General features: G+C 65.8%; 9 protein-coding genes. All 9 read right to left on the bottom strand.

Going from position 1 to position 10,071, the window contains the following annotated elements; all coding sequences use genetic code 11:
* A partial coding sequence (locus MHN84_RS15915; protein ID WP_241205490.1) for a virulence factor Mce family protein occupies positions 1-1,412 on the bottom strand: 1,412 nt, incomplete at its 3' end.
* Positions 1,413-2,582, bottom strand: a complete 1,170-nt coding sequence (locus MHN84_RS15910) for an MCE family protein (protein ID WP_221351495.1) — start codon at positions 2,580-2,582, stop codon at positions 1,413-1,415.
* Complete coding sequence (locus MHN84_RS15905) at positions 2,579-3,964, bottom strand: MCE family protein (protein WP_221351498.1); 1,386 nt, start codon at positions 3,962-3,964, stop codon at positions 2,579-2,581. Before MHN84_RS15905 ends, MHN84_RS15910 begins: the two co-directional genes overlap by 4 nt.
* The gene (locus MHN84_RS15900; RefSeq protein WP_221351500.1) at positions 3,961-5,019 is read right to left on the bottom strand and encodes an MCE family protein; all 1,059 of its coding nucleotides are present in this window, start codon (positions 5,017-5,019) and stop codon (positions 3,961-3,963) included. Before MHN84_RS15900 ends, MHN84_RS15905 begins: the two co-directional genes overlap by 4 nt.
* Positions 5,012-6,022 (bottom strand): MCE family protein, encoded by a 1,011-nt coding sequence (locus tag MHN84_RS15895; protein ID WP_221353739.1) that lies wholly within the window; start codon positions 6,020-6,022, stop codon positions 5,012-5,014. The genes MHN84_RS15900 and MHN84_RS15895 overlap by 8 nt, the downstream gene beginning before the upstream one ends.
* A gap of 32 nt (positions 6,023-6,054) precedes the next feature.
* Positions 6,055-7,257 carry an MCE family protein gene (locus tag MHN84_RS15890; RefSeq protein WP_221351502.1) on the bottom strand — a complete coding sequence of 401 codons (1,203 nt, stop codon included), beginning with the start codon at positions 7,255-7,257 and terminating at the stop codon, positions 6,055-6,057.
* 13 nt (positions 7,258-7,270) lie between these two features.
* On the bottom strand, positions 7,271-8,113 hold the full coding sequence (locus MHN84_RS15885) for an ABC transporter permease (protein WP_221351504.1): 843 nt from the start codon (positions 8,111-8,113) through the stop codon (positions 7,271-7,273).
* Positions 8,113-8,877 carry an ABC transporter permease gene (locus MHN84_RS15880; RefSeq protein WP_046365488.1) on the bottom strand — a complete coding sequence of 255 codons (765 nt, stop codon included), beginning with the start codon at positions 8,875-8,877 and terminating at the stop codon, positions 8,113-8,115. The genes MHN84_RS15885 and MHN84_RS15880 overlap by 1 nt, the downstream gene beginning before the upstream one ends.
* Before the next feature lie 261 nt (positions 8,878-9,138).
* The gene (locus tag MHN84_RS15875) at positions 9,139-10,059 is read right to left on the bottom strand and encodes a 3-oxoacyl-ACP reductase (protein ID WP_221351506.1); all 921 of its coding nucleotides are present in this window, start codon (positions 10,057-10,059) and stop codon (positions 9,139-9,141) included.
* Positions 10,060-10,071 lie beyond the last annotated feature (12 nt).

Here is a 10,071-nt window from a genome sequence, read left to right as displayed (position 1 = left end):
GGCGGGGGCGGCGGCCCCGGCTCGTTCGGCGGCACCGGCAGCGGGAACGGCGCGTGCGGGGCCGGCCCGGGTCCGGGCACCGCGCCCGGCGGCAGCTGCACCACCGGCGGACCCGGATCCGGATCCACCTGCGGCGGAATGAACGGGAACTTGTTGGGCGGCAGGATGTTGCGCCCGTCCTCGATCGGGGTGCCCAGCGGGACCGGAGGCCCGCGCCACGGGTTGGTGCCGATCGGTACGTAACCTTTGGGGTCGCGGCAGAGCTGGATCGTCGGCGCGCGCTTACCCGGGAACTCCTGGCACGGATAGTTGCGGGCACCGCGCACCACCGCGGGGTCGTTCTGCGGCGTCTTGCAGTACATATCGGTCGGCAACTCGCGCAGCGTCGTATCCCCTGGCGAGCGGATAGTGGTCGGCGGCAGGAACCCGACCGAGCAGGTGGGTGGATCGTTGAGGTGGACCTTGAAGTCCAGCTTGCCGCCCTCGTCGGCGGGCACGCCGCCGGCGACGGTGTTCAGCGCGGCAATCAGAGCCGGGAAGATGACCAGCGCCTGTTCGATCGACTTATGATAGATGACGCCGATGCGCCCCAGGTTCGCGAGATTGGCTGCGAGCATCGGGAAGTCGGGGCGAATGCCCTCGAAGGTCTCGTTCGCGACGCCGGCGGCGCCCGGGGCGGTCTGCAGCAGTGTGCGCAGCTGCGGGTCGGCGTTCGCCACCTCGCCGGTGAACCGGGCCAGTCCGTCGGCCAGCGAGCGGATGTTGTCCCCGCTGGCGATCTGCGAATCCAGGAACGGTCCCGCCTGATCGATCAGCTGGGTGGTCTGCCCGTAGTTGGCGTTGGCTTCGTCCACGAGCAGCCGCCCGGACTGGATCAGCCGGGCGAGCTCCGGCCCGGAACCGTTGAACGCCGTGAACGTTTCCCGCAGCAGATCCTTGATCCGGCTGTCACCGAGGCTGTTGACCAGCGAATCCGCCTGCTGCAGCAGGCCGGCGATGTCCTGTCCGATCGCGGTCCGGCTCACCGGGATGTCGGCGCCGTTGCGCAGCTTGTCCCCGGAGGGGTCCTCCGGCGGGACCAGGTCGACGTACTGTTCGCCGATGGCCGACACGCTCTTGACGGTCGCCGTCACGTTGGCCGGCACCGGGGTTCCGCTGTCGAGGCGCATGTGCGCGACGACGCCGTCGTCGGACAGGCCGACGGATTCCACCTGGCCCACGGTGACGCCGCGGTAGGTGACGTTGGCGTTCTGGTACAGGCCACCGGCCGCGGTGAAGTTGGCGGTCACCCGATAGGAGTTCAACCCGATCGCCTCGGGCACGCGAAGGTAGAAGATCGATATCGCGCCGACGGTCAGCACGGTCACGAAGGCGAAGATCGACAGTTGGATCTTGGAGAGCCGGTCCAGCATCTACGGTGTCCCCTCGTGCTGGGTGGCCGTTCCCGGCGCAATCTTGAAGGGGTCGGCCGCCTGTCCGGACAGGTTGGCCAACTCGCCGGTCAGGAAGTCCGGGGGGTTGACGACCTCGTTGAGGCGCTTCATGTTCGGATCGAGCCCGAGCGAGGTGGTGAACACCGTCTCGCCGAGGCGACGCAATGTCAGGTCGAACGTGACGAAGACGTTGAGGTAGTCGCCGCGGACCGCCTTGCGCAGGTACTGGTAGTGGAACGGGAATGTCGGCAGAAACTCCAGGCTGTGGATGAAGTCATCGGCGTTGTCGTTGAGTGCTTTGACCACCGGGAACAGATCCTTGAGGTCGGCAGCCAGATCCACCTTCGTCTCGGCGAGGATCTTCGAGCCCACCACCGCGAGCCTGCGCAGCGCGGTGAAGGTGTCGACGATGGCGGCCCGGTTGCGGTCCAGGACATCGAGCGCCGCGGGCAGCGTGTCCAGGGTGCGGCCCAGACTGTCCTTGCTACGCGCGAGGATGCCAGCGAAGCGGTCGAGACCCTCGGCGGCAGAGATGATGTCGTCGGTCTGCCGGTCCAGCGATGACGTCAGCTCGGCCAGCCGAGGAATCAGGTCGGTGAACGTACCCTGGCGCCCGACGACGGCGTTGTAGAACTCCTCGGTGATGTCCTGCAACGCGCCGAGATTGCCCTTGTTGACGACGACGCCGAGCGAGGACAGCACTTCCTCGGTGGTCGGATACCGACCCGTACGGTCCAGCGGGATGTTGGAGTTTTCAGCCAACCGGCCGACGGGCTTCTCCGGGGGCTCGGCCAATTCGACGTGCTGGGAGCCCAACAGCGAGGTCTGCGCGACCTTCGCGATTGCATTGGCGGGCAGATTGACGTCCTTGTCCAGCGACAGCTTCACCGCCGCGTAGAACGTCCCGTCGGCGCGCTGGACGGCGTCGATGCCCGACACACTACCCACGGTCACATCGTTGACCATCACCGGTGAGTTTTGCGGCAGCGTCGCCACGTCCGGCAGCTCGACGGTCACGGTGTAGGAACCCTCGCCGTGCCCGGCGGTGCCCGGCATGTCCAGCGAGTTCAATCCTCCGAATTCACACCCGGACACCAGCACCGTCAGGGTGCCGAGGGCCAGCGCAGGCCGAATGACCTTGCGGATCATGAGCCTCCCCCCACGGTCGGAACGGGACCGGGTGCCGGACCCGAACCCTGTGCCGCAGCGGGACCGGGTGCCGGACCTGCACCCTGCGCCGGAGCGGTAGGCAGGAACATCGACGCCAGATCAGCTGTACCCGGACCGATCGGCGGCGGCGTCGTTCCAGGGGCGTTCTGCCACTGCAGGTACGGCACCGGCGTCTGGGCCTTGGCTTCCGTCGCCGGGGTGTCGTACTGGATCTGGCCCTTGTACGCGGTGATGCTGTTGATGGGGTGGAACAGCAGCGGTGGGAAGTTCATGGCGATCCGCTTGAACACCGGGCCCATCCGCTGGCGGCAGATCTCCGCGCGCTTGTAATTGTCCGGGTTCGCGCCGACGTCGAAGGTGCCACCGCAGATAAACTGGACGGGATTAGAGAAGTTCGGCAGCGTCAGCAGACCGCCGACGGTGCCCTGCGCGGGGTTGTAGATGTTGTAGAAGTTGGCCAGACCGTTCGGCGTGATGTGCAGGACCTGCTCGATGTCGTCGCTGTGCTCGGTGAGCAGGTTGGTGAAGTCCGCCAGCTTGCCCACCTGATCGACGAGCGCCTTATTGTTGTCCCCCAGTAGGCCTTTCACGTCTGACAGGGCCTGATTCAACGTTCCGAGCGTGTTGTCCAGGTCGGCGGAGCTGTCGGCGAGTACCTGCGACACCGACGCAACGTGGTCGGTGAACTGCACGATCTGCTGGTTGCTGTTGGACAGAGCGTTGACGAGCACCTGCAGATTGCGGACCGTACCGAAGAGGTCGGTTCTGCTGTCGCCGAGACGACCCGCAGTCTGGGACAACTCGCGAATCGCCTGCCGGAACGACTCACCGTTGCCATCCAGGGTGTCGGCGGCCTGGTCGACGAACGCCTTGAGTGGGCCCTGCACGGAGTTCTGCTGCGGACCCAGCTGGCTGCTCAGCTGGGTGAGCTGCTCCTTGACCTCGTCCCACTCCACCGGGACAGCGGTGCGGTCCGGCCCGATCTCGGCGTCGTCCGCCATCACCGGGCCACCGGTGTAGGCCGGTGCCAGCTGGATGAACCTCGCCGCGACCAGGTTCGGAGAGATGATCAGCGCCTGCGCGTCGGCCGGGATCTTGACCCCGTCGTCGATGGACATCGTGATCTTGACGTCCTTGGCACGGGGTTCGATCGAGTCGATGCGACCCACCGGGACGCCGATGACCCGCACCTCGTCGCCGGAGTAGAGACCGACCGCAGACGAGAAGTAGGCCACCACCTTATTGCCGCCCCGCGACGGCCACACCAGGTACACGGCCGACACCAAGGCGACGACGAGCACGGCCGCCAGCGCGATACGCAGCACGCGGGCCTTCTTCGGAGACAAATCGTTGTGTGTCATGGCGACTTCGGCCTGATGATCAGTCGCTCGGAGATGAATCCGCGCAGGTAGTCGGCAAGGCTGTCGGGCAGTTTGCCCGGCTGGAAGTAGGTGTCGAGCAGGACTTCGGACAGCGAGGCGGGCGGCAGACCGTAGAGGTTGATCTGGAATCCGGGGCCCGAGCCGACCACTTCGCCGAGTGTGGTCGCGTACGGCGGCAGCCGCTTGAGCGCCTCGCCGATGTGCTCGCGCCGCTCCAGCAGGTTGTCCATCACCAAGTTCAGCTGCTTCAACGCCGGGCCGAACTCCCGCTTGTTGTCGGCGACGAAGCCCGAGAGTTGTCGTGAGACATCGTCGATTCCGCCGATCAGATTGCTCAGCGCCTGCCGACGCTCGTCGAGGGCGGCGAACAGCATGTTCCCGTCGACGATGAGCTGGTTGACCTGGCCGGACCGCTGGGCCAGCGTGTCGGTGATGCGCTTGGCGTGGGTGAGCAACTGTTCGAGCGCTTCGTCGCGCTTGTTCAGGCTGCGCGACAGGTTCGTGACGCCGTCGAGCGCACCGCGCAGCTGCGGCTTGGCATCACGCAACGAGTCGGTCAGCGTCTGCAGCGCCTGCTCGAATCGCGGCTTGTCCAATTCACTGGCGTTCTGCCCGAGATCCTGCAGCGCAGTGTTGAGGGTGTACGGAGTCGTGGTGCGCCCCACCGGGATCGAGGTCACCGACCCGCCGCCCCTGGGGGTCACGGCCAACGACTTCTCGCCCAGCACAGTATCGGTCTTGATCGCCACCAGCGACTGGTCACCCACCATGATCTTGCGGTCGACGGTGAACGTCACCTTCGCGGTGTCGCCGGCCAGGGCCACGCTCTCGACCTTGCCGACGTTGATCCCCGAGACGTTGACATCGTTGCCCGGCGAGATGCCGCCGGCATCGGTGAAGAACGCCTCGTACGGCTTGCCCTGCGGCATGAACGGGAGGTTGCTGTAACCGAACGACACCAGAACCAGGCAGGTCACCAGCACGATGCCGAAAATGCCGGTGCGCAAGGGGTTTCCACCGTCAGGTCTAGCCATTCTCAGAGCACCTCCCCTTCGACGGATCCGGTGGGCCACCGAACGGGATGAGGATGTCGCTCCCGGCCGGCCCGTTGATCTTCATGCGGATCGAGCAGTAATAGATGTTGAAGAACGAGCCGTACGCGCCGAGTGCGTTGAGCCGCAGGTAGTTCTCCGCGAGCGGCTCGATGACCTTGTTGATGTCACCCTTGCGCTCATCCATACGCTGCGCCAGGGGCCGCACGTTCTCCAGCACCCCCTGCAGCGGACGGCGACTCTTCTCCAGCGTCTCTGTCAGGTCGTTGGTGGCCGTGGACAGCGGGCCGATGGCGCCGGCGATCGGATCGCGCCCCTGCGCGAGACCGGTGAGCACCTTCTGCAGCTTGTCCACGGTGGCGTCGAACTCGGCCCCCTTCTCGTCGACCGTGCCGAGCACCGTGTTCAGATGAGTGATCAGGTCCCCGATCAGTCGATCGCGCGCGGCCAGGTCCTGGGTGAACGCACTGGTGGACGACAGCATCTGCGACAGCGCGCCGCCTTGGCCCTGCAGCAACTCGATGATCGCATTACTGACCTCGTTGATCTTCCGTCCGTCCAGGCCCTTGAAGACCGGCTTCAGACCGCCGAGCAAGGCGTCCAGATCGAGCGCGGGCGCGGTGTTGGTGATGGTGCCACCCGGCGGGAGCTTGATCAGATCGCCCGGGCCCGAGGCGATCTCGAGGTAGCGATCGCCCACCAGGTTCTCGTAGCGGACCAGCGCCTTGCTGGAGGTGTAGAGCTGATAGCGCTCGTTGAGCGCGAACGCGACGTCGACGGTGTTGTCGTCGTTGAGCGTGACGTCTTTGACCGCACCGACGGGCACGCCCGCGATACGCACGTCTTGGCCGGCCTTGAGCCGCGAGGCGTCAGTGAAGGTGGCGTGATAGTCCTTGTCCGAACCGAACCGGAACTCGCCGAACACCACGATCAGCATGGCGGCGACGAGCAGCATCACCACGGTGAACACCCCGACATTGATCATGGTGCGGTCCTGCGCACCGAGTCTGCGTGCCACTAGAAATCATCCCGTTCCGCGAAGGCCCCGTTGAACAGGAACTGCAGCGTCGAGGGTGCGTCGAACTGCAGCTCGGTGTTCGGCTGGTAGGGCACGTAGGCGTTGTCGGTCACCAGGAACGGGCTGTGATACCACGATCCGCCGAACTGCTTGCTCGGAGCGTCCGGTAAGCCGCGACAGTTCGGGCCGCCCGAGGCATTCACGATGGGCAGGCTCTCGGGGTAGGTGTACGCGGGCGAGCCGGGAATGAAACTCGACGACACGAACAGGCCGGGACGAATCCCACCGATGATCGGCGCGAACCGCTCGATCGCGATCGAGATGCCCTTGACCAGGCAGCCGAACTCGGGCGAGTAGTCGCCGACCACCTTCAGCGGTGCCCGCAACCGCTGAATGGCCGCGATCAAATCGTCTGCCCCTGGTTCGAGGGTGTCGGCGGCATTGTTGCCCAGCCCCGTGGCGGCCAGCAGTGTCGCGTTCAGGTTGTCCTGCTCGTCGACCACTGTCTTGCTGACGGTCGGCGCGTTGTCGAGGATCGTCGCGAGATCGGGGGCGGCGTCGCCGTAGATGTTGGTGACGACCGCCGCCTTGCGGAAGTCGTCCTGCAGGGTCGGCAACTTCGGGTTCAGCTGTTGCAGATAGTAATTGAGTCCCGACAACCCGGCGCCGAGGTCGTCTCCGTGCCCGCGCAGACCTTCGGCCAGCGCGGACAGCGTCGCGTTCAGGTTGACCGGATCGATCTTGCCGAGCACGTCGGTCAGCGTCTGGAACAGGGTGTTGACCTCCAGCTGAACATCCTTGGCTTGCACCTGGGTCCCCGCCCGCAGCGGCGTCTTGTCCGGGTCGGGCGGTGTCAGGAACTCCACCGACTTGGCGCCGAAGATGGTGTTGCCCGCGATGCGGACCTGCGCATTGCTCGGGATGTAGCGCATGTCGTCGCTGCGGATGGCCAGTGTCAACTTGGCGTCCTGCCCGGCGTAGTCGATCGACTCGACCTCGCCGACCTGGATGCCGCGATATTTCACCTTCGCCTTGGTCTCCATCACCAGACCGGCGCGCGGCGAGAGCACCGTCACCTTGTCGGTCGAGGTGAAGGCCGCGGTGTACGACAGGTACGTGAAGACGACGGCGGCGAGCACCACCACAGCGAGTATCGCTGCAGCGATCCTCACGTGGCTGCGCTTGGCGTCACCGTTGGCCATGAAAGCTGTCGTCCTATCCGGAGAGGTTGAAGTTGCCCGAGGCGCCGTAGACGGCCAGCGAGATGAACAGCACGATCGTCACCACGACGATGAGCGACGTACGTACGGCCTGCCCCACGGCGATGCCCACCCCGACCGGGCCGCCGGATGCGTTGAAGCCGTAGTAGGTGTGAACGAGCATCACCGCCACCGACATCACGATGGCTTGCAGGAACGACCAGAGCAGATCGCTGGGCACCAGGAACGTGTTGAAGTAGTGGTCGTAGAGGCCCGCGGACTGACCGTTGATGTAGACGGTGGTGAAGCGGGCCGCGAAGAACGCGGCGAGCACCGACAGTGCGTACAGCGGGACGATCGCGATCAGTCCGGCGATCAGGCGCGTCGACACCAGATACGACACCGCGTGCACGGCCATCGACTCCACGGCGTCGATCTCCTCGGCGACCCGCATCGCGCCCAGTTGCGCTGTCGCGCCGGCACCGATGGTCGCCGCGAGCGCGATGCCCGCGATGACCGGCGCCACGATCCGCACGTTGAGGAAGGCCGACAGGAACCCGGTGAGCGCCTCGATGCCGATGTTCCCCAGCGACGAATATCCCTGCACGGCGATCACGCCGCCGGAGGCGAGCGTCATGAACGCCGCCACGCCGACCGTTCCGCCGATCATCACGAGAGCGCCGGTGCCCATGGTCATCTCGGCGATGAGCCGGATCGTCTCCTTGCGATAACGAGTGACCGCGTTGGGGATGTATTTCACCGATTCGCCGTAGAACAGCGCCTGCTCGCCCACGGTGTCGACGGCGCGCGGCACGCCACTGAACGCGCGCCGGAACCGGAGGGTGAGGTCGTAACTCATCAGCGGGCCAGCACTCTCACCCCGACCGCCGTCATGATCACGTTGATCACGAACAGGCAGATGAACGCGTAGACCACGGTCTCGTTGACCGCGTTGCCCACGCCCTTGGGGCCGCCCTTGACGGTCAGGCCGCGGTAGCAGCCCACCAGCCCGGCGACGACGCCGAACAGCAGCGCCTTGATCTCGGCCAGCACCAGTTCCCCGAGCCCGGTCAGCACCGTCAGTCCGTTGATGAACGCCCCCGGGTTGACACCCTGCAGGAACACCGAGAACACGTAGCCGCCGGCCAGACCGATCAGGCAGACCAGGCCGTTGAGCAGAAGCGCCACGAACGTCGACGCCAGCACGCGGGGCACCACCAGCCGCTGGATGGGGTCGATACCCAGCACCCGCATGGCGTCGATCTCCTCGCGGATCGTGCGGGCCCCCAGGTCGGCACAGATCGCGGTCGCCCCGGCACCGGCGACGACCAGCACCGTCACCACCGGCCCCAGCTGCGTGATCGTGCCGAACGCGGTACCGGCGCCGGACAGATCCGCCGCACCGATCTCACGCAGCAGGATGTTCAGCGTGAACGCCACCAGAACGGTGAACGGGATCGCCACCAGCAGGGTGGGGACCAGGGACACGCGCGCGATCATCCACGTCTGATCCAGGAATTCGCGGAACTGGAACGGTCGGCGGAAGGACTTGGCGAAAGTGTCCAAGGACATCTCGACGAACCCGCCCACGGCCCGCGCGGGCGCCGCAAGCTGTTCGATCAAACGCGTGCTCCGATCTCGGTCCGAAGGTGTCGACAACGTACGCCTGGCGAACTCTTACCGAGAAGCTGCCTGCGTGGGGTTCCCACCCCCGCACTCGGCGCTGCCTCCCGTGAGCCGGATCATACTAACTAGAACACGTTCGCAGTGTCAAAGACCGGCAATCCACGTCATTTTGTTATGTTTGCACTGCTCAGACCATGTGTGACACAGGTCATTCTAGAACACGTTCTACCTGCGGATCGCCTGTGACAACAGAGACTGTCAGTCTCGGTCGCCGAGCCCCATCGCCGCCGAGAAGCTTTTCTCCGGGTCACGATCAGCAAAGTATTCCTGCAGAGTTGCCGACAATGCGGACGGGTCCCACTCGTCGCCGTCGGCACTGAATTGCTTTTCCGCCGTCGGCGCCGCGAGGAGCGTCACCGTCGGACCATAGACGATGAACAGCTGTCCGTTGACGGCTTCGGCGGCAGGAGATGCCAGGAACCGCACCAGGTTCACGACGTGCTCGGGCGACAGCGGGTCGACCACACCGTCGGGCAACTCCGGGGCGTCACCGAACACGCCGGCCGTCATCGCGGTCCTGGCCCGCGGCGCGATGGCATTCGCGCGGACACCGAAGCGGCCCAGAGCGCGCGCCGCGGACAGCGTCAGCGCAGTGATTCCCGCCTTCGCCGCACCGTAGTTGGGCTGGCCGACCGGGCCGGACAGACCGGCCTCGGACGATGTGTTGATGATCCGGCCGTAGATCTGACCGTCTCCGGCCTTGGCCTTCGACCGCCAATAGGTGGCGGCGTTGCGGGTCAGCAGGAAGTGCCCGCGCAGGTGCACGTTGATGACCGCATCCCATTCCTCGTCGGTCATGTTGAACAGGATGCGGTCGCGGGTGATGCCGGCGTTGTTGACCACGATGCCCAGCCCGCCCAGACCGTCGGCGGTCTCGACGAGTTCATCTGCTGTCGAGCGCTCGCTGATGTCGCCGGCCACGGCGACTCCCTTGGCGCCGGCCTGGGCGATCTCGTCGAGAACGTCAGAGCGGTCCAGGGCGGCGGCGATGTCGTTGACCACCACCGTTGCCCCTGCCCGAGCGAGTCCGACGGCCTCGGCCCGGCCCAGCCCGGCGGCGGCTCCGGTGACGACAGCGACGCGTCCGGAGAGATCGATGTCTGCTGCAGAAGAAGTCACTTATGAATACCT

Source organism: Mycobacterium sp. PSTR-4-N (assembly GCF_022348085.1).
GTDB lineage: Bacteria > Actinomycetota > Actinomycetes > Mycobacteriales > Mycobacteriaceae > Mycobacterium.
The sequence above is the reverse complement of the archived record's forward strand: the minus strand, read 5'-3'. Positions and strand labels throughout refer to the sequence as shown.